Source organism: Rhizobium sp. X9 (assembly GCF_018873185.1).
Taxonomy (GTDB): domain Bacteria; phylum Pseudomonadota; class Alphaproteobacteria; order Rhizobiales; family Rhizobiaceae; genus Agrobacterium; species Agrobacterium oryzihabitans.
The window spans coordinates 989,616-1,015,214 of record NZ_CP071312.1 but is presented as its reverse complement, the minus strand read 5'-3'; the positions used below and the strand labels follow the sequence as shown (position 1 = coordinate 1,015,214).

Annotated in this window: 16 protein-coding genes and 1 tRNA gene; 6 read left to right on the top strand and 11 right to left on the bottom strand. The window is 59.0% G+C overall.

What is annotated here, in order from left to right:
* Positions 1–12: 12 nt before the first annotated feature.
* The 6 genes from JZY08_RS19560 to JZY08_RS19535 all read left to right on the top strand — a co-directional run bounded on the left by JZY08_RS19560 (position 13) and on the right by JZY08_RS19535 (position 9,340).
* Complete coding sequence (locus tag JZY08_RS19560; RefSeq protein ID WP_216333255.1) at positions 13–2,256, top strand: polysaccharide deacetylase family protein; 2,244 nt, start codon at positions 13–15, stop codon at positions 2,254–2,256.
* 400 nt (positions 2,257–2,656) lie between these two features.
* Positions 2,657–2,746, top strand: a tRNA-Ser gene (locus tag JZY08_RS19555).
* A 90-nt stretch (positions 2,747–2,836) separates the two neighbouring features.
* Complete coding sequence (locus JZY08_RS19550) at positions 2,837–4,714, top strand: hypothetical protein (RefSeq protein ID WP_216333254.1); 1,878 nt, start codon at positions 2,837–2,839, stop codon at positions 4,712–4,714.
* A 407-nt stretch (positions 4,715–5,121) separates the two neighbouring features.
* Positions 5,122–7,740: a DEAD/DEAH box helicase gene (locus JZY08_RS19545; protein WP_216333253.1), complete on the top strand. Its 2,619-nt coding sequence runs from the start codon at positions 5,122–5,124 to the stop codon at positions 7,738–7,740.
* A 191-nt stretch (positions 7,741–7,931) separates the two neighbouring features.
* Positions 7,932–8,696 (top strand): DUF4276 family protein, encoded by a 765-nt coding sequence (locus JZY08_RS19540; protein ID WP_216333252.1) that lies wholly within the window; start codon positions 7,932–7,934, stop codon positions 8,694–8,696.
* The gene (locus JZY08_RS19535) at positions 8,693–9,340 is read left to right on the top strand and encodes a hypothetical protein (RefSeq protein ID WP_216333251.1); all 648 of its coding nucleotides are present in this window, start codon (positions 8,693–8,695) and stop codon (positions 9,338–9,340) included. Before JZY08_RS19540 ends, JZY08_RS19535 begins: the two co-directional genes overlap by 4 nt.
* 169 nt (positions 9,341–9,509) lie before the next feature.
* Here JZY08_RS19535 and JZY08_RS19530 read toward each other — a convergent pair whose 3' ends face one another.
* The 11 genes from JZY08_RS19530 to JZY08_RS19480 all read right to left on the bottom strand — a co-directional run bounded on the left by JZY08_RS19530 (position 9,510) and on the right by JZY08_RS19480 (position 25,593).
* Positions 9,510–10,445, bottom strand: a complete 936-nt coding sequence (locus JZY08_RS19530) for a restriction endonuclease (protein WP_216333249.1) — start codon at positions 10,443–10,445, stop codon at positions 9,510–9,512.
* A gap of 14 nt (positions 10,446–10,459) precedes the next feature.
* Entirely contained in the window at positions 10,460–11,971 is a 1,512-nt protein-coding gene (locus JZY08_RS19525) for a restriction endonuclease subunit S (RefSeq protein WP_301183742.1), read from the bottom strand.
* Complete coding sequence (locus JZY08_RS19520; RefSeq protein ID WP_216333245.1) at positions 11,971–13,452, bottom strand: N-6 DNA methylase; 1,482 nt, start codon at positions 13,450–13,452, stop codon at positions 11,971–11,973. Before JZY08_RS19520 ends, JZY08_RS19525 begins: the two co-directional genes overlap by 1 nt.
* Positions 13,453–13,465: 13 nt before the next feature.
* Positions 13,466–16,855 carry a type I restriction-modification system endonuclease gene (gene hsdR, locus JZY08_RS19515; RefSeq protein ID WP_253204153.1) on the bottom strand — a complete coding sequence of 1,130 codons (3,390 nt, stop codon included), beginning with the start codon at positions 16,853–16,855 and terminating at the stop codon, positions 13,466–13,468.
* Between the two features lie 221 nt (positions 16,856–17,076).
* Positions 17,077–17,394 carry a hypothetical protein gene (locus JZY08_RS19510; protein ID WP_216333244.1) on the bottom strand — a complete coding sequence of 106 codons (318 nt, stop codon included), beginning with the start codon at positions 17,392–17,394 and terminating at the stop codon, positions 17,077–17,079.
* A 651-nt stretch (positions 17,395–18,045) separates the two neighbouring features.
* Positions 18,046–18,795 carry a hypothetical protein gene (locus JZY08_RS19505; RefSeq protein ID WP_216333243.1) on the bottom strand — a complete coding sequence of 250 codons (750 nt, stop codon included), beginning with the start codon at positions 18,793–18,795 and terminating at the stop codon, positions 18,046–18,048.
* Entirely contained in the window at positions 18,788–20,824 is a 2,037-nt protein-coding gene (locus tag JZY08_RS19500) for an ATP-binding protein (RefSeq protein WP_216333242.1), read from the bottom strand. Before JZY08_RS19500 ends, JZY08_RS19505 begins: the two co-directional genes overlap by 8 nt.
* A complete protein-coding gene (locus tag JZY08_RS19495; RefSeq protein WP_216333241.1) occupies positions 20,824–21,243 on the bottom strand; it encodes a hypothetical protein in 420 nt (139 codons plus the stop codon). Before JZY08_RS19495 ends, JZY08_RS19500 begins: the two co-directional genes overlap by 1 nt.
* 82 nt (positions 21,244–21,325) lie before the next feature.
* A complete protein-coding gene (locus JZY08_RS19490; RefSeq protein ID WP_216333240.1) occupies positions 21,326–22,231 on the bottom strand; it encodes a hypothetical protein in 906 nt (301 codons plus the stop codon).
* A gap of 528 nt (positions 22,232–22,759) precedes the next feature.
* Complete coding sequence (locus JZY08_RS19485; RefSeq protein WP_216333239.1) at positions 22,760–23,869, bottom strand: hypothetical protein; 1,110 nt, start codon at positions 23,867–23,869, stop codon at positions 22,760–22,762.
* 479 nt (positions 23,870–24,348) lie between these two features.
* Positions 24,349–25,593 (bottom strand): type II toxin-antitoxin system HipA family toxin, encoded by a 1,245-nt coding sequence (locus JZY08_RS19480; protein ID WP_216333238.1) that lies wholly within the window; start codon positions 25,591–25,593, stop codon positions 24,349–24,351.
* Positions 25,594–25,599: the final 6 nt, after the last annotated feature.

Below are 25,599 nucleotides of genomic sequence, written 5' to 3'. Positions count from 1 at the left end.
GGGGATCAGACTTTGACCATTCCAGGTGTTGTTATTGTTGGGGGCGCTCACGGCACGCTTGCCCTTGCCCGCAGCCTTGGCGCCCTGAACGTGCCCGTGCACTATCTCACACATGATTCACCTTTGCCGGGCTGGTCGCGTTTCGTGCGGGAAACGATCCGCTGGTCAGGTCCGCGCGATGCCGGGGCGATATCGTTCCTGCGTGAAATGGCCACGAAGCATCATCTGAAGGGTTGCCTTCTGGTGCCTTCGGGAGATGGCGAGGTGCAGCTTGTTTCGGAACATCGCGAAGAGCTTTCCGCCCTTTACAGGATCGTTCTGCCCGATTGGGCATCCCTTCAATGGTTGTGTGAGAAGCCGCTGCTCTACAGACGTGCTGCGGAACTCGGTGTCAGTTTTCCCCGGACCTATGCGCTGACATCCGCCGATGACGCCGATGCGCTCGACGTCACATTCCCCGTTATCCTGAAGCCGAATATGGGCGGCGGCGACACCGTGATTTCGCGGGCGAAGGTCATCCGCGCCGATGACCGGCAGGCGCTGAAAGCCGCTTTTGCCGAGGCAAGCAGCGAGATCGGTGCTGCCAATGTCGTGGTGCAGGAACTCATTCCCGGCGGGGGAGAAAGCCAGTTTTCCTATGCGGCGCTGTGGCGGGAAGGTGAGCCGGTTGCCGAATTCACCGCCCGGCGCACGCGCCAATATCCTGTCGATTTCGGTTATACCAGTACCTGCGTCGAGGTTATCGATAATGTTGAAGCGATCGATGCGGCCCGGAAAATATTGAAATCAGCCGGTCATAGCGGGCTTGTCGAGGTGGAGTTCAAGCGGGATGGCAGGGATGGTTCGCTGAAACTCCTTGATGTCAATCCGCGCCCGTGGTCGTGGTTTGGCCTCTGTTCGGCTGCCGGCGTCGATCTTGGCGCCCTCCTGTGGCAGGTGGCCAATAACGTGCCGACCGGCAAGGCACCGCTCGCGCGGGATGGCGTGTCGTGGTCCTATCTTGTCCGTGATGCCGTTGCGGCATTCAAGTTGAACCGGCGCGGCCAGGCGGGCATCGGCGAGTATTTGGCCTCTTTGCGCAAAATCCGCAGCTGGGCCGCTTTTGCGCCCAACGATCCGTTGCCAGGCCTGATCGATCTGCCGCTCACGGTCGGGAGAGTCATCAAAAAACGGGTTTTGCCAGGTCTGAATTCACGGCAATCGACAGGAATGCTGCTGCAATCGGTCAAACGCTCCCTTAAATACGGGGCGATAAGGGCGGGGCTGGAGGTGAGCTCTCTCCCGGCGGTTCGTTCGGCCTTTCCATCCTTTGCCGGACGCGGTGTTATTTTCACGCTACACCATGTTCGCCCGGACATGGGGGGGCCGGCCTTTGCGCCAAATGCGCATTTGTCCATCACGCCGCAATTTCTGGAAGAGGCGATAGAGGCCGCACTCGAATGTGGTCTCGTTCCCGTTCATCTGCATGATCTGCCAGGCCTGCTTGCTGATGATTCCGACAAGCGGTCGTTCTGCGTCTTCACGCTTGACGACGGTTATCGCAACAATGCCGAATATGCGGCCCCGATTTTCCGCAGATACGGCGTTCCCTACACGATTTTCATCACGCCGGGTTTTGTCGAGAGGACACGCAGCGTGTGGTGGGAAACCGCCGCCGCGCTGACGCAGAAAGCTGCGTCCTTCGAGTTCGATTTCGGATCGGGGCCGGAATACGTGAAATCCGCCAGTCTTTCCCAAAAAGCGGAGGCATACACGCGTCTTGAAGCCTTCGTCCAGACCCTGGTGGAAGACGAGGCGGTGGAGAGGATCGATCGCGCCGCGAGGCAACACGGTATCGATCCCATCGCGATCGTGGACGAACTCGTCCTGGATGCAGGGGAACTCAAGGTGCTGTCGGCAGATCCGCTCGCTCATCTCGGTGCCCATACCATGACGCATGTGAACATGCGCAGGATCGATGCGGTGCGTCTGGCTTACGAGATCGAGGAATCGACGCGCCGGGTAGAGACCTATGTTGGCCATCCGCCCCGGTCCTTTTCCTATCCCTATGGCTGGTCGAAAGCCGCCGGAGAGCGTGAGGCGAAGGCGGTGTTTGACGCGGGGTTTCCCGTTGCGGTTACCACGCAGGCCGGTGTTCTCGGACCTCACAGTCTCGAAAAGCCGACACTGCTGCCCCGCGTATCGCTGAACGGGCATTTTCAGAAAAAGCGATTTGTCAAAGCGCTGATCTCTGGCCTGCCGTTCCGGTTCGTGTAGCGACGAAAGCTGCTCGCCGTCTTCTCACCGTGGCGCCGCCATCTGATGGATGCGGCTTGAGGCGGCGCATCTGTCTATTTCGTGCATCATTGCCGCCACATGCAACACGCTGATGATCACCCCCGGCACGATGCTATTTCCGCCGTCACCGTCACCGTGCTCTGCCTGATCGCCAGTCTCTCCTTCAATTCAGCCAGACACCGGCCGCGGCGCCAGCCGGCGGCCTCGGCTGAAGCTTGAGGCTTGTCACGTCAAAAATATCCGCGAAAACGGCCGTATGCCAAAGCTTTTCCGCGGCCTCGCCCATGACGAATAATTTGTGACACAAACAAGAAATTTCCCTTGTCAGTCCCGCCATTGATGTTTAAGAGGAGCGCGCAACGCAAGCGTTCGCGCATGCGGAGAGGTGGCAGAGTGGTCGAATGCACCGCACTCGAAATGCGGCATACCTGCAAGGGTATCGTGGGTTCGAATCCCACCCTCTCCGCCATTCGTTGGGTCACTCTTCCCCAATTACTCGCAAGCCCTTGGGTTTCCTCGTGAATTCCTGACCGATTGCCCTCACCAGGGAAGTTCAGTCATGAATGTATCGCGCATTGTATCGCTCGATGTACAGTCCGATGTATCGCCGGACGCGGAAATGATTTCCGCGAAGAAACGAAATCGCAAGCTTAAAACGCGATCTTCCGGGCTCTATCTGGTCAGAAGCGGCGGCATCTACCTTTTTCAGATCAGATTGCCGAAACGCATCGGCGGCGGCGCAGGCTCGCGACCGATACGCATCAGCCTCGGTGCTCTGCCGCATCAGGAAGCACGGGAGTTTGCTGATGCGCTGGCTGCATTGGCGAGAACAGTGTTCAAGGAGATCGAAAAGAGAATGGCTGGCTACGAGGGACCCGATCTGGCGCGCATCGTGAGTGCCTTCGCTGACGAGGATATTCCTGCCGACGACTGGCCGTTCGAGTTCGCGACGCTGATTCTCAAAGGCGGACTGTTTGACTTGCGCGAGCCCGCTCGCGCCCCGACGCCGGAGGAGGCCAAAGGTCTCGAGATGATGCGCGGGCTTGTTCGTATCGGTCGGGAGGTTGCCGCGAAACAATCGGGGCAGCCTCATGATGAGATGATTGCCGACAACGCAGACATGCTCGTCGCACGGCATATCGCCAAATATGACGAAATGGCCGGGCATATCTCGATTCCCGAGCAGCTCTATTCATCTACCCAGATGCCCGTGCCACCTGCACAGACCGCGATGCCAATTGCTCCTTCGATCAAGCGATCGAAGAAAGGGCCGATTTCACGTTCGGAAACGCCTGCGTTCAAGGCGGATCGCAGAACCGTCGAACGCAAGCCGTCTACGAAGCCGCTGTTCAGTCAGGTCGCATCCGAGTATCTGACGCTCCGTCAATCGGGCAAGTCTGGGAAAAGCACGGACCTCGACATCGCGGAATTCCGTCTCAATCTGTTCGTCGAGCTGATCGGCGACCATCCGATCGACACCTACACGCCGACCGATCTGCAAGCCTTTATCGACCTTATGAAATATTGGCCGGCTAAGCAGAAGGATCGGGACGACAACCTGACACCGCGCCAGATTATTGCCAGCAACCAGGATTTCCATCTGGAAACCTTGGCGCGCAAAACGTTGCAGGAAGGGTATGTCGCGGTCGTCAAAACGGTCTTCGGGTCCCGGACAACCACCTATGACTATTCCAACCCGATTGCTGGCACGAAACTGGTTTACCCGGATTCCGCCCGGGAATCAGTCCCGACGGAACCGCTGTCGAAAAGGAAGGTCGAGCTGCTGCTCAGAACGGGCGTGCAGTCGGGTCTGTTGGACAATGCAATGCTGCCACTCCTCGGCCTGCTGACCGGAAGACGGCTCGGTTTGCTGGTGCATCTCCAGGGCATCGATTTCCGCGAAAAATTCGAAGGCGTGTGGGTCGCGCAGACTGGTGGCATTGTCTACGGCGACGGTGTCTGGCGGCGAGTTCCGTACAAGACAAATGCCAGCGTCAGCTTTTTCGTTCTCCACAATTTCCTCGTCGAAATCGGGTTTCCGCAGTGGGCGAAAGAGCAAGGTGGTGAGTTCATTTTCAAGGAACTCAACAGGCTGGCTGACCCCAGTAAGAGCGCCTCTTCATATATGGCTCGGCTATTCGAGCGGGCGGGCATCAAGGAGGTTCGTCAGGAAGTGTACCATTCCCTGAGGAGCGGGTTCATTTCTACCTCCGGCGATGAAGGTATCGAAACCCGTGATCGAAAGTTGCAAGCCGGCCATGAACTGGGTGCAGATGAGCATGAGCTCTATGGTTTCAAGACATTGACCGAAACCAAAGCTCGGCAGATTGCATATATGCCGCTCCCGGGCATCGATCTGTCTCCGTACCGCGGACTGGATTTCGATAGGTTGGCCAGGGCGGAACGCACGCGAGGACGTAAGATTAAAGGTGCTTAGGTCGTGCGGCCCTCCGAAGCTAGGATTCCCAGCTGAGGAACCCGCTCTTTTTCAAGCCGTTGAAGAGGTTAACAAATCCTGATCGCCTAATATTCTTGTACGACAGTCCGTAGGGATGGTTACTGATTTACAATCCACTGGCTCTCCTGCTGAGACGGGTAGAGGAATGCGGTACCACGGCGTCTGGCGGCGGAAATAATTTCCGCTTCGCCGCCAGAAGCAGGCAGAGGCTCGGTGTGTCACGGCTCACGCTGATGTCATCAGCTTCTAGGCGTTAGTCGCCGCGGACAAGTCATCGGCTCCCTAATTCCTTCAAATTTCTATCTTCTTAGGGTTGCGCAAATCTGAATTCGCAATGATAACGTTTGCGATCCTTTCTCTGAGCATTTTAGTGCAGGTAAGACATTATGGCTTTCAAGAAGAACACCTTGTCACCTGGCGCGCCGGACTCTCCCGCCAAGCTGTTCCAAACACTCACGCGGCGTAAACTGCCGGATGTTATGACCCACCAGCGTGACATGCTCATTGCCTATGGCAATGAAATGGTTGGTGAGAAGGATGTAGCCCTTCAGCTACCCACTGGCAGCGGGAAAACCCTAGTTGGCTTGCTGATCGCGGAGTGGCGGCGGCGCAAGTTTAAGGAGCGCGTAGTCTATCTTTGCCCCACGCGCCAACTCGTTAATCAGACCGTCGACCAGGCACAAAATCGCTATGGAATCGACGCAGTCGGTTTCACCAGTTCCAAGCGGGAATATTCTGCTGCCGCGAAGTCCGACTACACGACCGGGAGCAAGATCGCCGTAACGACCTATTCGAGCCTATTCAATGTAAGCCCCTTCTTCAGCAAACCAGATTTGGTCATCGTTGACGATGCTCATGCCGCCGAGAACTACATCGCCAAGATGTGGTCGCTGGAGATACCGGCCGACGACCAGGAACATGCAACGATTCATGCCGCCGTGAGCGACGTACTACGGCCCTATCTGACCAGCCAATCTTACGCGCGTCTGACCGGAGAGTGGAGAGACCCGTCCGATGCGACTTGGGTGGACAAGCTGCCCTCCACCGTACTTCAGGAAATCGCGCCGAAGCTCACAGCAATTCTGGATGCTAATTCCGATGCCAGCGACGACGTGACGTTCCGCTGGCGTTTACTGCGCGACCACCTACGGTCCTGCCACATCTATCTCGCATCTCGTGAAATCCTCATCCGTCCGCTGATACCGCCGGTGTGGACCCATACTCCGTTCGCCAGCGCGACCCAGCGCATCTACATGTCCGCAACATTGGGGGCCGGTGGCGATCTGGAACGGTTGATGGGCACCGCTTCGATCAAGCGCCTGCCGGCCCCCGAAGGTTTCCGGTCAACTGGCGTGGGGCGTCGTTTCTTTATCTTTCCGGGCCTGTCGCTTGAACCGGCCGAAAGCGAGGAGCTTCGCTTGAGAATGCAAAAGCTCGCTGGACGGTCTGTCGTGCTGACGCCGAACAACGCGGCAGCAACGACCATCCGCAAGCAGGTCGAGAAACTGGAAGGCTTCGAAGTCTTCGACGCTGCCGACATCGAAAATTCGAAGGAGGATTTCGTCGTCGCTGAGAAGGCCGCCGCCATCATGGCTGGCCGCTTCGATGGCATCGACTTCCCCAACGATGAGTGCCGCCTGCTTTGCCTCGATGGTCTTCCCAAAGCGACCAACGCCCAAGAGCGCTTTTTGATGACCAAAATGAGCGCGACGGCGCTTTTCAACGAGCGACTTCAGACGCGTGTATTGCAGGCTGCCGGGCGATGTACCCGAGCGCTTCAAGATCGTTCCGCGGTGTTCATCACTGGTCACGAATTGCTCGAATACTTGGCCGATGACCGCAATTGGGCGCATTTCCATCCCGAACTTCAGGCGGAACTCGCGTTCGGGGTTGAACAGTCGAAGGATGTCCAGACGGACGACCTTGTTGCCAACTTCAAGAGCTTCCTAGCCAACAAGAATGATTGGGGTCAGGCGAACGCCGAGATTCTTGACGACGCGAAAAACTATACTCAAACACCCTATCCCGCGATGGACATTCTCGAAGATGTCGTCGCCCACGAGATACGCTACTCGAAGGCTCTGTGGATGGGCGATGCCGACACAGCCCTCATCGAGGCCCGTGCAATCACGGCAAAGCTGACCGCGCCCGAGTTGCGTGGTTATCGAGCCCTGTGGCACTATCTCGCGGGCTCGGTGGCCTGGTCGATGTCAAAGTCAGCCAACGACGCTCACCAGCATGCGGCACGCGAACAGTTCGGCGAAGCGATGAAGGCCGCACCGGCCGTCGGCTGGCTGGCACGTCTTTCTAAGGCGCAATCGACAAACGAGGCTGCTGAGGCCGAGGTTGTAGATGAGGATGCGATCGTACAAGTCGAACGTCTCGAAGCCGCGCTGTTGGCGATGGGCACGGCGAACGAGCGAGCGTTCGAAAAGAAAGCGAAGCGCATCCTGAATAATCTGGGAAAGCCGCAGACTTTCGAGGAAGGTCACCGCGAATTAGGGGAATTGCTCGGTTTCATCGTGGGGAACGAGGAGTCCGACGCTGCGCCCGACCCATGGTGGCTTGGAGAGACCAAAGGTATCGTATTCGAGGATCACGCGAACGGCAGCGATACGACAGTGCTGGGGGCCGAAAAGGCTAAACAGGCCGCGATGCACCCCGACTGGATCAAGGAAAACGTGCACGGAGCGGGCGAATTGAACATCACCGCAGTTCTCATAACACCGTGCGTCAAGGCAGGGATCGGCGCGAAACCTGCATTGGGCAAAGTGCTCTACTGGTCAGTCAATGATTTTCATAAATGGGCCAAAAAGGCCATTCAGACCATTCGGGAACTGAAGGCGAAGCTGCCGCCGCATAGCGACCTGTTCTGGAAGGATGAGACCAAGGATCGTCTGCATAAGGAAGGTCTGACGCTAACTACCATCGTTTACCGTCTTCAAGTCGCGGCCGATGTGTTTGAATTTGTCGGTAAGTCGAAGAGCGATCAGCACCAAGATTAACCGACTGGTGTCAGCCTAAGGTAGCGTTCTTCTGATTTGCGCCAGAAGCGGACACACAGCGCTTTAGTGCGTGAAATTTCCGCTCAGAAAGGGGCCGGTTTGGCTCTATTACTGAGCACCTTGGTTAAGCTTTATTGACTCTTCAAGACAAATCGATTCACGTCAAAATCCCGTCCCAAGAAATGCCTCCGATGACAAATCCCCATCTTACCGTATTCGTAGAAGGCCCAGCAGACCATTCGATGGTCCTAACGCTGTTCGAAGCTTTAGGGCTGCACCAAAAAGCGCAGATCAATGTTCGCGCAATGGGCGGCAAGAGAAAGATTGCATCTTATATCCGCCAACTGAAAAATGATCATCAGCATAAGTTTGTCGCCCTCGTCGATGCCGACGAGGCGAGCGTCGCAGACTCGAGAGAATTGGCACGTCACCAGTTGGGGCGTCCATCAATTGACGTATTTTGTGCTGTTCCCACAATCGAGGCATGGATATTCGCTGATCCCGAATTTGCGAAGAACGCAGCTCGCAGCCTCCATGCCCAGGAAATGATTGAACGCGCGCCGCTGCCCGAGATGATCCCCTATCCAAAACAGTTCGCTATGAACGTATTTGGCTCCGCCAAACATTACCCGAGCGGTGGGGATTTCGACATAAGCTTGGCTGCCGTTCGCTCTCCTTCATTACGGGCGTTTGTTGAGGGAGTCGCCGCGCTGGTAGGTGCTGAGTTCAGTTTCATGTTACCAGTCGGCAAACTCTCGGATACCCGTGATGTAGTCTCCACATTGCTGCGAGAACTGCCGGAGTCGAAGGTGGTGTGGAAAACATTGACAGGTGCGCGGGTTAGCGCCGGTGAATTAGCTAAAGCAATTGCAGATGGAGCGCCCCTTGGAAATCAGTATGCTACAGAGCTACTGAGAGTTGCCCGCGATCTCATCGCACGGCAGGCAAATAAATGACCATTTTCTTTGTCTCCTCCACCGATCCTGCTACGCAGGCCAATCATGCTATTGCGTTACAAATGCAGGAGCAAAGCGACCTTATCCTCTTTGCTGCCGATGCGACTCGCGCGCGTTTACATTCCGAGTTTCAAAACAATACACCAGACAATCTGATCTTCGCGATGAGCCACGGCTCGCCAGATGCTGTCTTGGACTCACATGGAGAACCGGCCTTGTCCGCTCCCGATGCAGTCAATCTGCGTGGGTACAAAATTTTCTGCTGGGCGTGCCATACAGCTAAAGGACTTGGAGAAACCTTTGCCGCGCACGGTTCGACGTGGTGGGGATATGACTGTGCTATAACCGCTCCAGACGAACGAGCACCGTACTCAACGGTGTTCAGGGATTTGCTGCTCGGGCTGAAGCAAGCTTTTCCAACGGGAGTTGATCCAGTCTCGGTCGGAGATGTATTCACTGCCATTAAAGACGCGTGCGTTGATGCAGAGACTCGATTGGAGGAGCTTGGTGCATCCGATGATAACGATGCAATGTCTATTTACTCGTGCTGTAATCAGATGTGGCAGCATCTTTGCGTCTGGCTCGCTGGTCAAGGGCAGCCAATCACCCACCATGAAGCTCCAAGCTCCTCAATCTTTGGATGACTTTCGCTGGACTCTGTAAATAAAAAGATTTCCGCCTGACATCCATTTGGCCGCTTGGGCTGAAAGCGGAAGGCACGCATGCGTTGGATGTATTGTTAGCCGCCTGTCTCATCGGCGGGACTGCGGAAATGATTTCCGCGTTGGTGCCAACTCACCATGCGAGTAAGGATCACTCCTCGACGAAGAAATCCTCGTCCAGCCGCTTTACTTCGACCATGCGCGCCACGCGGACGCCAACGCCGTGTTCGATCATCAGGTCGGCGAGGCGGTCGCCGTCGATGAGGACGATCCGCTGGGGGAGATGGCGGACGAAATCCGTAGCGGGCGTGCTGAAGCTTGATGTGGTGACGAAGACGCCTTTTGTTGCGCCGAAGCCGACGAGGCTGCCGACGAAACCTTGCACCTCTGGCCGACCGACGCCGACATGCGGGGCATAGCGCTTGGCCTGGACATAGATGCGGTCGAGGCCGAGGCGGTCCTCGTCGATCACGCCGTCGATACCGCCGTCCCCTGTCTTGCCAAGCCGTCGGGCCGCATCCTCGTGGCTGCCGCCATAGCCCATGCCGACCAGGAGATCGACGATGGCGCGCTCGAAGAAGGTCGGGCTCTGCGCCAGAATGCGTTGCAACAGGTCCGCCTTCAGGGCCTGGTTCAGAAGCGCCTGCGCGGCGTCAATCTGTTCCTCCGGCGTGGCGGAGGTGGCCGCGTCGATGGTGTCACCGGTACCGTTTGCGGTCGCATCCGGACTACCGGAGCCGGACTTGCTTGAGGCATAGAACTCCACGAAGGCCGGATAGGCTTTCAGGGTATCGACGTTTATGGAGGCGGGGTTGGTGCCGAGCAGCTTGCGGCCCAACTCGCTTGCCAAGAACCGGCCCCGTGCCGGGCTGTCGATCAGACCCGCCCTGGTCATGTAGAATTTTGCCCAGTGCAGGCGGTTGTGGAGCAGGCGCTGTCGCCCGCTGGGCAGCATCTCCTCCCGCTCCTCAACGGAAAGGCCAAGCTGATCGGCCAACTTGTCCGCTGCCTCCGGCACGCGCGTCTCGCCGTTAGCGGCAAGTCTGAGGACCGGGAGCATGAGGGACTGATAATCGGGAATGGGCATGATCTTGTCCGAGGTCAGGTAGCAGCGCGGCGGGCGCGTTTGGGTTTCGGCGCGGCTGCACGATCGGCGCGGATGCGCTTCAGAAGCTTTTCCGCCGGCTCGTCATTCGGGTTTTGCGGCACCAGCTCGCCGCGAAAGGCCTTGGCGAGGATGGTGGACTCCAGCCGGTCGAGCAGTTTCCGAGCACGCGCAGCTTCGGCTTCGAGGCGGTCGGCGCGGGCGAACGCTACGTCCATAAGTCGCTTCATTTCCACCTGTTCTTCCTCCGAAGGCAGTGGAATGCCGAGTGAACGCAGCTTCGTTCCATTTACATTCGCCTGTCCCACCTGCTGGCTTGCAACGCTTTCGATCCAGGAGCGGCCCAGCGGCGAGTTGAGGTAGCGTACAAGCAGGTCAGGTAAAATGCCGCAGCACTGAAGCCGTATGAGATATGATGCATACGACATCGGCCTTGAAGCGCCGCGAAACACCGCACTTTTTCCCACAAGCTCGAAGCTGTTCGTGCGATTGAAAAGAACATCGCCATCTGTGAGTAGAAGGTCTGGGAATTCGTGATGACCAAGCGGCAAATACTTCAGATTCGAGAAATCCAGCTCACCGCTCTGGATATTGCCCATGCGGAGCACTGGCACGCCATCTGAGTTCTCATCTGTTTTCGATGACGATCCATATTGGGCAATGGCGATCACCCGGTCAACTGACACCCAACGCCACTCATCAGGGATGGCCAACTTCGGTTGCCAGTCGATTGCCGCAGCGGGCTTCTTTCGCTTCGCTTTGGTCTTCCGTGCGAAGAGATTGTCGAGATGTTCGTTGTCTTCGGCTTTGAGCTGAGAGGCTCTTCGAAGCTCTTCGGTAAGCCGCCCCGAGAAAGCATCAACCACAACTGATTGCCGGAGTTTTTCAGCCAGCACCGGTACGCGAGCCAACTCGGCGCGGGCGCGCGCTATGCGGGCGGTCAGCGCATCCAGCTTTGCAACGATCCGGCGTTGTTCCGTTATGGGAGGCAAGTCGAGATGAAATGCCTTGACCGCAGGGAAGTAAATCGTGGTGTGTGTCGATCCCTCTCCAAACTTCCGAATATCCTCCCCTTCTGCCAAGAGGGCGGACATTAGAAAGTCCGGATCAAGCGCCTGACTACAACTCCATGTAACAAAATCCTGGCTAGTCGCCATGTCGCGGCCCATCTTGACGACGTAGCCGACTGACGCTGTTCGGGAGAGGCAGACGGTTTCTTTCGGCAACATCCTTGCCGACGAATTTTCCAGCCCAAGCGGCGTTATCGTTTGAGCGGTCGTGTTGATAATTCCTCCATGATGAGCGCCAGCATCGCGAATTCCGATCCAGGGAACATCCCCGTCCCAATACTCCGGATGATTTCTACTTGGCGTATGCCCTGTCCCGAGGTCGGCAATGTCGGTCAATGGGGTGCGAACCCATCCCGGGGGTGTCGGATGCCCTGGATCATTCACGGAAATACCGAAGCGACCCCGCAGTATGCGGTCTGTTGCTGCCCTTCCGCTCATTACTCCGCTGCCTCCGGTACCACCAACTCGATGGCATCTCCCTCCAGTTCCGCCATCAGCGCTGCAATTTCCTCCAGCGCCGATTTCAGATGGCCCTCGATGGCAAGCGCAATATCTTCCGGCGTCTCCAGCCCGTCTTCGGCCTCCGTGCTGGTATCCTTCAGCCAGGTGATATCGAGATTGTCGCCACGAGTGGCAATCTCCTCACGGGTAAACTTGCGGAAGCGGCCGGTTTCTCCCTGAGCCTCACGCGGCGAGGCACCGTTCGGGTCTTCGCCGAAGGCTTCCACGAAACCTTCGAGATCGGCGGCCTTGAAGGCGTTGGTCTTGCCATAGGAGGGCGCGCCCGAGCGAGCGTCGTAAATCCACACTGCCTTCGTCGCGTCCTCCATCGGCGCTTCTTCAGTAGAGCGTGTGAAGAACAGCACATTGGTCTTGACGCCCTGCGCATAGAAAATGCCGGTCGGCAGGCGCAGAATTGTGTGCAGGTTGCACCAGCTCATCAGCCGGCGGCGCAGCTCCTTGCCACGCCCGTCATCGAACAGCACGTTGTCCGGCACGACGACAGCGGCGCGGCCACCGAGTTTCAACGCGCGGATGCAATGTTCGACGAAGGGCAGCTGGTAGGAGGAAACCCGGTCGGTGATGGTCAGGTCGTCGCGGGTCGGCGGACCGCCGGCGGGTCCGAAGGGCGGATTGGTGAGGATGAGATTGGCATTCTTGAACTTTGCCTCCGAGCCGCGCGGGCTGAGTGTATCAGCAAGGTCGATATGGTTGGGATCGATGGCATGCAGATGCAGGTTCATCAGCAGCAGGCGGAAGGTGTCCGGCACGTTTTCGACGCCGCGCAATGCGTCCTGCAATTGGAAAGCCTGCTGCTTGGGTGACAATGCAAAATAATCGTCCGTTTTCTCTTTCATGTAGCTGTTGGCGGCGATCAGAAAACCGCCGGTACCGGCGGCCGGGTCCTGGATCACCTCGTTCGGCTGCGGTTTCATCAGCTTCACCATGACGTCGATCAGCACACGCGGGGTGAAATACTGGCCGGCGCCCCGCTTGGTCTCCTCCGCCATTTTCTGGAGCAGGCCCTCATAGGCATCGCCGAAACGGTCGCGCTCCTCGCTGAACCAGTGCAGTCCGTCGATGGCATCGATCAGCTTGCGCAGGTTGGCGGGCTCGCGCACGATGGTCGCGGCATTCTGGAAGATGGCGACGACGGAACGGTCGGCGATCTTGGTGCCGTCGCCAAGATCGATCAGCGCCTGCCGGTAGCGTTGCAGCACCTCGGTTTCGCTCGCAGATTTCAGCGCCCCCCAGCGGTATTGTTCCGGAATGCGGCTTTCGTCCTTCTGCTCGGAGGCCATCTTCAGGAACAGGAGATAGGTCAGCTCCGTCACATATTGCTGATAGGTGACGCCGTCCTTGCGCAACAAAGCACAGAGACGCCAGAGCTTGTTCACGAGATCGGCAGAGGGGTTCATGGCAAAACTTTCGTCAGGCTACCTGGCCACCATCCCAGATGGCGGCATTCAAATCCTTGAGCACATCTCCTAGACCGGAATCGAACTCCCGGTCCACCATGTCGAACCCGCCAGCCTGTGCAAACAATGGTTCGGACAGAATTTCGGGATCGCTGATCGGCTGAGCCTTCAGGGCGCGGCCGATGCGGGTGAGCCATTGTTTCTGCTTCTGGCTCCAGGCACGGCTGGCGAGCATCTTCTGCACGCCGTTTTCGACCCGGGTTTCGTAAGGCACCAGCGGATCACCCAATGCCGCCTGGCGCACGAAGCCGATGATGTGGGCGGCGATATCGGCATTGCGGGCGCTGCCATAGGCGCGCCGGAGACGCGCTTCGGAAAACCCTTCCGCATCGAGGCGGATGGCCAGCTCCTTCAGTTCCTTGCGCGTCAGTTCGCGCGGGCGCTGGGTGGCGGCGACCATGGCGGGGATGGCGTTCATGTTGCTGCGAACAAACGTCTCGAAGCTTTCGATGTAATCGACCGGACTCGCCTTGCCGCCAAAATCATCCTCGACCGAGATCAATTCATCCTCATGTTCGGAAATATAGATGCCATCGCCACGGCCACCTTTGCCCGAAGCATCGAGGATGGTCGTGAGCGAGGGGTATTGCTGGAACAAAGAAGCGATCTCTGCAGGCGGCGCAGATTTCAGGCGCTCCACCAGAGGCTCCAGCGGGCCCAGCACCGTCTCCAGCTTTTCCCGCTGGTCGTCATCGATCCGTTTCAACCGCTGGCGCAGCTTCACGACGATCTGGTCCCGGACGAATGCGCGATCCTCGTCGGTCAATGCTCGGTTGAGGTCGCCAACCAGCGTTGCGAAACTCAAGGTTGGATCGACCACGACCGGCCGCATATCCGTCACCTCCTGCAGGTTCGCGTAGATATCGACGGCGTCAAAGATGCGAAAATATTCCTTGCCGATCTCATCGCAGCGACGGGTGGCACGGCCAATCATCTGGTCGTAGAGGATGCGGCTGTTGACGCGGCGGACAAAGACGAGGTTGGTGATGGCTGGCACGTCGATGCCCGTTGAAAGAAGGTCGACGGTGACGACATATTTGGGCCGCGGATCGTTCTTGAAGGTCTTAATCCGGTCTCCGGGCTTATCGACCGAGCCGGTGATCTTCTCGACAATATCGTGGGGCTGAGGACCGTATTCCCCGACGAGTGCTGCGCGAAGTTCCTCAACAAGGAGGTCGGCATGGTCGTCCCGCGCGGCAAATAGCAGGGTCTTGCCGGGCTGGTCGGGCGGGCACTCCGCCGCTACTGCGGCGGCTACCGCCCGGTTGAAGGCGCGGGTGTAGACCTTCTTGTTGAACTCGGCGACCTCGAAATCCACATGGTCGTCCAGATCGAACAGATCGACCTGGCCCGTGCGGGGATCGATGATGTTGACCTCTTCGCCCTTGTCGAAGGAGATGCCGGTTTGGCTGAGCGCTGTGGTGATGCGGCGCGGCGGGCGATGGTCGATCAGATAACCGTCGATGACCGCCTGCCGGTAGCCATAACGGAAGACCGGCGCCCCAAAGATTTCGCGGGTGTGGAAGGCAGGCGTGGCGGTGAGCGCGATCTTGGTGGAGTCGAAGTAATCGAGGACACGGCGATAGGCCGACAAGTAGTCATCCAGATTGCGGAAGCCGAGATCGTCCTCGCGCAGCTCGGCATCCAGCGTGTAGCCGCGATGGGCTTCGTCCACGATGATGAGATCGTAGGTTCCAGGGGTCGGCCGCTCGGCGTTGGGGTCGTCGAAAATGCGCCGGATCATGGCCTGGACGGTTGCAACCTGCACGCGGTCCGTCGCCTCAGCCAGCTTGCGCGCCATTTCTGCAACGGGGAAGACCTGATCGAACTTGAGGAAACCACTGGTATCTGTCGTGCTCATGGCATCGAGCGTCTGACGCCCGAGCGCGTTGCGGTCCACGAGAAAGAGGATGCGGCGAAAGCGCTTAGCACGAAGGAGTTCGTACATCAGGGCAATGGCAAGCCGGGTTTTCCCCGTACCGGTCGCCATGGCAAGCAGGATGTGGTCCTGCCCCCGCCCGATCGCCTCTTCGACGGCGTGAATTGCTTCCTGCTGGTAGGGTCGAAGGCCGGTGACGCCGATCTCCCGGTCCGCAAAGCCTGGGTTGGTGTCAGAAACGTCCTGCTCCAGGCGCTCGATCAAGTCTCGCGGGGAAAACCATTCGGCCAGTGCTCTCGGCGGCGCTTTGGTTCGCGCATCCCAGAACCACGTGCCCGATTTGGTTGCGAGCTGCTTCACATAAGGTCGCCCATTGGTGACGAACATGAAGGGTATGCGGAACTGATCAAGGCCATCGATCCACGGGCTGTCGGGGACTTGCTCATCTGGAGTCAACCTGATGCCAAGGCCATAGCGTTTCGCTTGACCGAGGCGGCCTGGCACATCCCGGATTTGCCGCTTTGCTTCGATGACGCCGACGCAGCGGCCATCAATAAACAAAGCGTAATCGACGGGACCGCTGCCCGTCGGCCATTCGGCAATCGCAATGGCTTCAGCCCGGCCCGGCCGTGTTCCGTTTCCATGCCGCAGCAGTGCGGTATCGACCTTCCAACCGGCTGATCGCAACTGCTCATCAATGAGGACTCGCGTCGTCGCTTCGTCGATCTCGATATGGTCGGCGCTTCTCGCCGCCGCCTCAGCCAACAGGTCCAGTTGCTGGGTGGGCATGGCGGCGGCACGGGCCTGCGTTTCGGCAAGAACCCGCTCGGCGTCCCGCAGGGCCGCTTCGGTTTCCTGCGCCTGCGCTTCCCAGAAAGCCCGGTCCTGCGCCTCGGTGGCGGCTCTGCCTTCCAGTTCCCGGCGCGCCTCCTCTGCCTGCTGCGCCGCCAGCCGTGCCTTGGCCTCAGCATCCGTGCTTTCCGTGACGACCTTCTGCAGACGTTCGATTTCCTGCCGCAGAGCTTCACTCGCATCTGCGGGTGGCGAAGGCGGGACGAAGGGACCCGGTCGAAACGACGGCGCATTCCCATAAGATTGGTGGAACCACGCTCCGATGGCGCGTGCCACTTTGAGAGCCGTCAGGGCATCGCTTCTGGTGCCCCGGTCTTCGTGGGCAGCCAGATTGCCCGCACGCTTCAGATGATAGAAATATTCGGCGACCTCCCGCTGGAGGACCGAGCGGGCGCGCAAAACGCTCAGCACTTCATCAAACGACATACGGTCAGTTGTCAAAAGCGCCTGGCGGGCGGCGACGTCCTTTGCGACGAGTTCGGCGAATTGGCGAAGCTTCACCAGGGATGTCGGCGGGTCGTCGTGAAAATAGCGCTCGGCAAGTGAACCCAGCCGCGCAAGCTGCGGATTGTTTCCGGCTAGAAAGGCAAAGTTTCCCGCGTCTCCCATCATGCGATGAAACTTATCTATTTCAACCGCTTACACAAGCCTGTTTCTAGGCAAGGTAGCACTCAGGAAATTGGCTGCACCTCTTCTAAGGTCCGTGTTGCCGCCCGAAGGATATGACCCTATTTTTTCGATTCCTCTGCAAACGCCGTGATCAAGAGTAATGGGGAGAAGACGGGGGTATAGAACAAAACGGCGTTTGCAGGAGAATGCCGACAGAGCGATAGCTAGACAGGCATCAGATGACGTTTGGGACGGAAGGGAACGAGACCATCGGCATAACGATCAGCAAGCTCTTCGAAGACATCCTCGCTCTCGCGGACGTCAAAACCCTGGCGTTCCAGCTCGCCGACGATGGCTTCGGAGAGCTTGTCCAGGGCGACCCGCGCATCTTCACGTCCCTGAGCGGCCGTGATCATCTGCCAGAGCAGCACCCTCGCCAGATCGTCACGAGACGGCCGACGCCTATCCCGAGCATCACCCCTCACCCGCTGCTGCCGGGCGACCTGTTCTGCATTGCGTTGTTTCTTCGATTTCCGGGGCATTGCCTGTCTCCTTGTTGTGGAGCCTCAGCCTCGGTGCCGGCCACGCAAGGAACAAGCGGGGCTGCCTATGTTGACATTTCGGACAGGGGAGGCTGGATCGAATCCATCGCCAGCCAGACGGCTTCCGGCCTGCACACGCGGTTTGCCGGAATCGCCGATCAGGACTTTGGAAACGACAAATCTTGGATAGGAATCGCGGAAGCGTAAATTGAGATGATGTGTTTCGAGTTGCCTGCAACATAGACCAACGCATGGTGTTTTGATCTGACGGGTGTTGATTTGCAGAAGCCTTGAGCCGGCGTGAAGCGCATTGCCGCCAAGCTGAGATGCCGCCTTCGGCGGGTGGACAGCATCACAACTCTCGACAACATACCCTGAGGCCTTTCCAACCAGCTCTCCGGCTAGATTGTGGTGAGGCATCGAGGGTCAACTCCATGCACTTCGTCATCGTCTTCTTATAGCCTCCGCCACCTCCGACGCGCTGCCGATGACAGGCAAATCGAACTCGGCGCGACGGCACCGGGGCGGATGTAGGAATCGAACTTCCGCAGATCGGAATCGATTTCCGCGACTTCGGAATCGGCATTCGGGAACGGTGAATCGGAGTGGCGCCGGCAGGAATCGCGGTTTCGGAGCCCCCGTCGTTTTTTGTCAGATTGGTGGACCAGGGGACGCGATGAGCAGGCGCGTGATCTCCTCGCCCGTCATGACCCCGACATCCTTCAACCGCATGGCGATGGCGATCAGAGCATCCCGGCGGTCCTCCAGCAGACTGCGAGCCATCGCTTCGGCTTCCATCAAGCGATTGTTGACCCGGTCAGCCAGATGCCGGTCGAGGCTGAGCTCGTTGATCGAGCCAGCCACGGACCGATAGAGCAAGGGCTGATGATCGGAGAACCCGAGCCGGGTCTCGGCGGCGACCGCATGTTCGGTGGCCTTGGCGAGATCGCTATCATCGTATCCACCTGCCCCGGCCACCGTGTCGCCAAAGATCAGCAGCTCTGCCGTCCGCCCGGCCAGCATGCAGGCGATGCTGCGCATCAGCCAGTCCTGCGTCTGCGGGAGATGTTGACATTGCCGACTGACCACTTGCCCCATTCCTCCGATCCCGATGCTTGCGGTAATGATCTCTGCGATCCCCATGTCACAGAAGGCGATCGCATGACCGACCTCATGAATGGCGGTGCGCCAGCGCACATCGTCCGAGAGTTTCATCTGGCCGGCAAGCAGGGCATGCTCAAGATCGCCCCAGGTCAGCGACCGCTGTTGCCTTCTGGTTTTCCGGCGAAGGTCACGAACAAGTCGTTCGATGTCGGCTCCGGTACTACCGCTCGCCAGCAAGGCCAGCCGTCGAAGATCAAGATGCTGCTCAGGTGTGATCGTATTGCTGGCTTCAGGCATCTTGGGATACTCCGCGATTGGATTGGTCGATGACATCTGCATCACTACCGACATAGGCATGGTGCTGCCGTGCTGCTTCGATCATTTGGGGGCTGCCCGACGGCGCAGAGGCCAACACACCAGCCAGATTGTCTCCGAGATGATGAGCAAGAATGCCGGCCAGCGCCTCCGTATCCGGCAGCGGGATGGCGACATGCTTTTCCAGACGCCCGGATCGCAACAGGGCCGGATCGATCTTTTCGGGGAGGTTCGTCGCCGCAACGACGATCACACCATCGGTCTTCGAGGCTCCATCAAGAAGCTCAAGCAGCCGGTTGATCAGCGAGCGCCAGTAGTCATCATGCTGCTCCCGTCGACCTGCCGACCGGCTTCCGATGTTGTCGATTTCGTCGATGAACAGGATGACCGGAGCATTTTCCCGTGCCAGCTCGAAAGCCTTGGACATGCGCTTGAGGACGTCACCGAGATAACCAGGCTCAAGCCAGGAGGCTACCGACGTCACCAGCAGCGGAACCTGCAAACTATTGCAGAGCGCGCGGGCATAAGTCGTCTTGCCAGTGCCGGGCGGTCCTGACAGGATCAGTTTCGCACTCATCTCGCTCCAGGCCAGCCCACCGTCGCGCCAGAGCTGAAGGTCTGTCTTGAGGTCGAGCGCCCAGTCGCGTGCGTCGCCATAGCCCGAGAGCGTCTCGACCCGCAGCTGACGCAGCCGGCTGTGTTCCGGATTGGCCGGATCAACGGATACGCTGCCGCTGTTCTCTTTCCCGGATGTCTCCGCCGGCTTCTCCGGCTGAACGACATCGACGCCATCCACGGATTTTGGTGGGTCATCACCGTCCTTGATCAGGAAACGGCTCTTGACCTTCGGCCGCCCCGACCGATCGCTGCCGCGCCCGGAGCCGCGGCCGTCATCGTCGTCTTCGTCCGACTTGTCGGCTGAGCGCGCCCGTTCTCCGAGGACTTCGAGGATCGACAAGATGTGTTCGAGACCGCGCCCGGGACGAACAGCCAACGCCAGCGCGTCGATCGAAAGACCCTCAAGATCAAGAGCCATCTTCTCCATTTGCCGCAGCGACTGCTTCGGCGCGATGCCGCAACAAGTCTGCAGGAGTTCCGCGATCAGTCCATGATCGAGACCACCGGTCTCAAGAACGAGATCGGCCGTCATAGACACAAAAGGCGGAAGAGCGGTCTTTGTCTCATCGGCAAGAACCACGGGCGCTGACCGCTCCAGCAGAACATCCACGAGGAACCGGCTCAACGACCGTTCGACGGCCTTCGGCACATCGGTGCCGGCGAGTGTCTTGATCGTCTTGCGGGTCTTTCCCCGGCGGCGATCACCGTAACCGTCCGAGAGCGGGCTGCTGCGATGGACGTCTTCGAGCTTGGTCCAGTAGGGAACGATCAGGCCGTCCTCGAGCATAAGGCCGAAGCGGCGTTCGAAACGGCCAACCGGCGCTTTGATCAGCACGAAGGCTCCAGGGTTCCGAAGAACGGCCGACAGGGCCGACAAGTCGGGAACGCTTGAACCAACGGCACGGGCGACCAGGAGGGCGACTGCGACATGCGCGACGCTTGGCGGAGCAATGTGCTGCCGAAGCAGCGCCAGGAATTCGCTGGATGCCGATGGCGTCTTCTCCGGTCCCTTCGCGGCAGAGACCGGTCCCGGTTTCGGGCGGCCTGCGGCAAGGCTTTCCCGATCGGTCCTGCCCTTCGGGGTGGAACGGACGTTTCCATGGATGGGTTTTGTGGGAAGGTCCTGGATCAGCACGTCGATTGCCGTCGTCTTGTATGGCGCTTTCCCGAGACGCCGCATCATTTCGGCGCGCACCTTGGCCGGGTCGGCGTTGAGCAGACGCAAGGACTGCTCCGGAACCCGCCAGACCGTCCCTGCCGTCTCATCCCCAGCCACGATGAAGCCCGCCTCCAGCAATCCGACGACTGACGCGCGCTCGTAAAGGTCGAGGATGGTCAGCCGACGGATGCGGGCAAGCAGGTAGCGCGTGATGCGATCAGTAGGCGTTTCCATCACGCGCCCTCCTCCGTTCCATGAATAATTTGAGGAGTCGGCATCCCATCGACGGCCAGCAGCTTGCGATTGCCCTCGAGCCAGTCGCGTAACATCAGCGCCGTCGGATCGCCGGCCGCACACAGCGCGAGGAGCTGCTCACGGAAGATTTTCGGGATGCTGGCCATAGCGATGCCCTTGCGTCGGGCAAAGCCGATCACGACCTGGGCGACAATCGCCGGATCGGGCAAGGCGTCGGGCATAGCCGCGCACATGGCCACGGCCTGAGGAATGGCTTGTGACCTGGAAGTCGCCACGCAGCTCGTCGCCTCTTGCAACTTCGCCAGTCGCTTCAGCCGGCTGGATGGCTTCGGCGTCGAAGGTACTTCGTGCGGAAGGTTGTTTGGGAAAGGGATCACGTTGGAAGTGTGTCGGCTCATGACAGACGTCTCCTGTCGCCGAACAGCACGGTTCGGCGCGAACGAATGGAACAGAAAGCGGAAAGGAACGTGAGCGGGCCGGTCAGCCCGTGCTGGTCCGTGGGATGCGGGCGAAACCGACCCGGATTTGGCCACGACCGGTTGGCTGACGGACCTCGGTGATCGGGCCTGGGTCACAAACTTCGTTTCCGCTCGCGTCAGTGATGTCCGCCGAGGCACCGCGACGGACCCGTGCCTCCTTCGGTCCGGCAAAGGCATTCCGAGCCAGTTTCCAGTTCTCGTCGATCCGACCATGGAAGCGTTCACGCAGCATGCCGATCGCCTTCCCCGCCCCGCCGACCTCGACGAGATGATCGAGATTGCTGAGGGGCCAGACGCCGCCAGCAATGTCGGAACGCTGGTTTTCTGCGTTCAGGGTGACGACGCGGACTTCTTCGGCCACCAGCCGATGATGGTCGCGGTAAAGGAGATCGGGAACGACGAGTGCTGCGGCCAGCATACGGCTCTTCAGCTCGTTGATGCGGGAGACTTCGTAGGAGCCGAGGCTGCGCTTGACGTCGATGACGTGGGCAAGTTTTGTCTTCCGGTTCACGAGGATCAGGTCCGGCGTATACGTCTTGCGCCCGCCGGTATCCGCATCGAGCGTCAGGGACCGAAAGTGTTTCGGATCGTTTTTCTCGACCAGCTCGAGCGCCGTCTTGGTGACCGGCAGCCGTAGATTTTGCGTCAGCACCGCGAGGTCCGGGTTAAGGTCGGCGATGATCCCAATGCCACGCTCCAGCAGCCGCCCTTCCTGGATGGGAATGGCGCGCAGGATCGCGGCGGCTTCAGAGACACCCCCGGCAAGCGCCTTGGAAAGAGCGCCGGCAGAGAGGGGTTGCGACGAAAGCTCGTCGATCAGGACTTCGAAGCGCGGCCGGAGGGCGTCGAGATCGACGGCATGTGGATAGGCGGGCGCGCCAGGCGCACCGGAAGAAATGGTCGTCATGGTATTGCTCCTGCTGACGGTGGCGATCGGCCCGCAAACTTCAGGCGCACGACGTCCGACGCGGAAATGATTTCCGCGTCCGGTGGCCGACTGGCTTCAAACGAAGCCGTGTCCGAAGTCAGGGACGATCAGCTGTTGAATCAGGCGAGTGCCAGCCCAGAGGCATGCGCAATCGTGCAGCACGCCAACCGGCGCCGCGGCGACGCGCGGTCATCAACAGGATCAGGAGACGAGAAAGCTTCCCGTTCGGAAGCGAAGCAGATATGGGTCGACATAGCCCAAGTCCTTCTACGACAAGGTTGCGGGTCAGGCCTTCGTTGGTGTTGGTAGCACCAACGGGGGCCGCTAAGTGTCTGCAGATATTCAATTTCTGCTGACCCTGTCGACATAGCCCGGAGAAACGTGTCCGGCAAGCCGGTTGGAACACACCCGGAACAACAGAGCTCCGGTATGGTTAACGGACGACGCGTCCGCCGAAGCGGTGAACGCAAAGGCCCCGCACGGTGGCGGGGCTCCTGGACGTCATCTTCAAGCTGCCAGCTTCTTGTACTGGCGTTTCATGGACTTGGGATCGAAAACGATCTGGCTCCTGATCTCGTCCCGGCGCTCGGGTGACACGATCTCCAGGGCATTCTCGATGGTTTCCTGTATCTTGGGGGGCATGTCTTCGAATGCGGGCAGCCCATCGTCAGCATCCTTATCGAGCGGAGCGGCGGCATCCGCACGATCCTCCCCGTCAGCGTCGCCTTGCAAGGCATCGCCGTGGACGACGAAGCGAAGCAGGGGAATGACCTCGGCCTGAAGCCAGGGGACGAAATCTTCCTTGCCCGGCCAGCCGTTGGCTCCACCCATGGCGGACAGAAGCTCCTGCACCTTGCGCCAGGTCGTGCCTTCCGTCAGCTTGGCCGGCCGCCAATTGACGCTTGCAACCATCGCCGGCTGCAAGGGGGCCGCGATGCTGTTGATCAGATCGTGCGCGTGCTTGCAGTCGTCCATGATCAATTCCTGCAGCGGACCCTTGAACACCGCACGGTTCTGCGCCAGCGGTTCCATGGCCTTCTCGACGCGTTTCAGGATGCCGGTTGTCAGCTGGAGGAACTTCACCGAGTCCTCCTCGACTTTCAGCTCGGCTATCTTGCGCAGACCGGCCATTCCGCCGACGTCGAGGACCCCTTCATTTGTCGCCTTTTTCGCGGGCATCGCACCGACCATCGCCTTCACCTGGGCGACGGTGAGTTGCTCGCCATCCTCGATTGCCGAGATGACCCGTTCGACGTCTGGCTGTTCGGCGTAGGCCAGCACGAACAGAGTGGTCGGTGCGACGGCAGCCGTCACGAGCCGATCCTTGTATTCGGACAGGTGTTCATGAACGGCAATGTAGTTGCGCGCCGTCTTGGGCGTGAACTTGCAGATTGCCCTGACCCATGCGCCAAACGCCCTCTCCGGAAGAATGGATTTTGCGCGCGCGAGGTAGCCACCCAGTTCGAGGGCTTGCTCGGTCGTTCGGCGTCCGAGCGACAGGATGCCTTCGCCGAGTGCTTTCAGTTCGCCTTCCTGCTCCGGGCTGATCTCGTCAGCGTCGGTCGCGGCCTTCGCCGCCAGCTTGGCTGCGATCTTCTTTTGCGTGTATTTTGCCATGTCTTCCTATCTCCATGTTTCATCCGGTCTTCAGTAGCGACCGTGAGATAATGATGACATGAAATTTCGAAAGCCGTTACAACCGACATTGTCAACACATTGAAAAACAATAGTAAACTTTAAAGTTTCCGAATTCATTCCCTTTTTGAGACGGAAATTATTCAACGATTCCGGTGCGCATTTTTTCTGAAATAATTTCCAATCAAGGAATGCCTAATGCACTATATGGTTGCGGTTGGCGTTCTTGAGTATGGCGCTGACGCCTCCGCTAGCCAGGTAGCACGTCTCAAACGTCATGTTCGCGATTGATCGCGAGACCCTTTCATCGACAACGACCAGGCAACATGTTTTCACCGCTGCTTCGGAAAATCCGGTTCCCGCCCCTCACGCGCTCGGAATAGCTTTTTGAAGCCATCAGGATCAGTCCACACACCGTCTTGCCTCCAAACGACGTTAAAGCCTCGGGGCAGGAATATCGACTACCCAGCAGCCTGTCGTCCGATCCGCTGGCACCTCTTGCGAATGAGGAAGAGGAGGTTCGCCCCGAAGTCTCGATGAAAAGAGGGATAGCGCTCTGTCTCCCCCAGTGCCTCTTCGAGCTTTGATGCAACCCGGTCCGAGAGCTCCCGTACCCGTCTTGTGACGACAGCAGGGCTCAGGCCGACGGCCGATGCGAATTGTCGCCAGTCATTGCCGTGAAGTTCGTTTGCATTCCGCTTTGTTGCGATCTGCTGAGGAAGCGACTGGTCAACCTGCTTATAGACTGCCGCGCACATCAGGTCGTAGAGCGGCGCTAGTTTGGCTGTTCCGGCGGCACCGACGAGAACGGAATAGTTCTTGGCGTGGGAGTCGGAGTTGCAGATCAGAATATTGAGCATGACGGCGTCCAACAGCTTCAGTCGTTCGGCGGGCGACACGTAGCGCGCCAGCGCTTCAAACATACGAACCAGCGACGCGCCGCCTTGCTGCCCAAGGCCGGTGCGCTCATATTTTTCCGCCGGGAACACCCCGAGCAACTGGCAGAAATCCTCCTGATGGACGCGGCGGATTGTCCCTTGAGCGTCGGCGATGCGGTCATAGCGCTTGACCAGCAGGTAGTCTCTGTTCCCGGCCCGACCGGTCGTCACTTCGGCTGTCTCCAGCCCACAGAGCCTGGCGAGGGTCATGCAGAAGGCTTCATTCTGAACACTGCAGGTCAGGCGTCTGATGTCGGGCTTCAGAATATGCGTGGATGGCGTGCCATCGACGGGAATCGCGATCTTACCATCCGCATCAAGGTAGACCGGCAGCTTGTCCTGCACGCCTGCCAAGGACATCGACACGCCCCGCTCTCCGACCAGGAAAGGTCGCTCTGGCAGTTCGTTCAAAATGCGCTCGAGCGATGCCTCATCCGGCACGACGCGGAAATTATTTCCGTCTCGGCGCGGTTCGCCGATCGAAAAGGCCCCGGCGGTATCGCGCCCAAGGCGCGTCAGCAGGCCGACAATGTCCTGTGGCGAAACCTTCAGCTGCTGACCGATCTCGGAGAGATGCGTTTCCGGCAGAAGATTGGCAAGCCAGGGCATAATCTGTTCAGCGCCATAGGTGCCGGACCGCAAAGGCATGGTCAGCGAGATCGGGAATGCCGAGGCGCGTTGCTCCCAGCTTGGCTCATAGGCAAGCGAAATCCCATCGCGGTCGATGAGATTGGCAACGGGCAAGCTCTCGTAGTAGATCGTGGTCACGGCGAC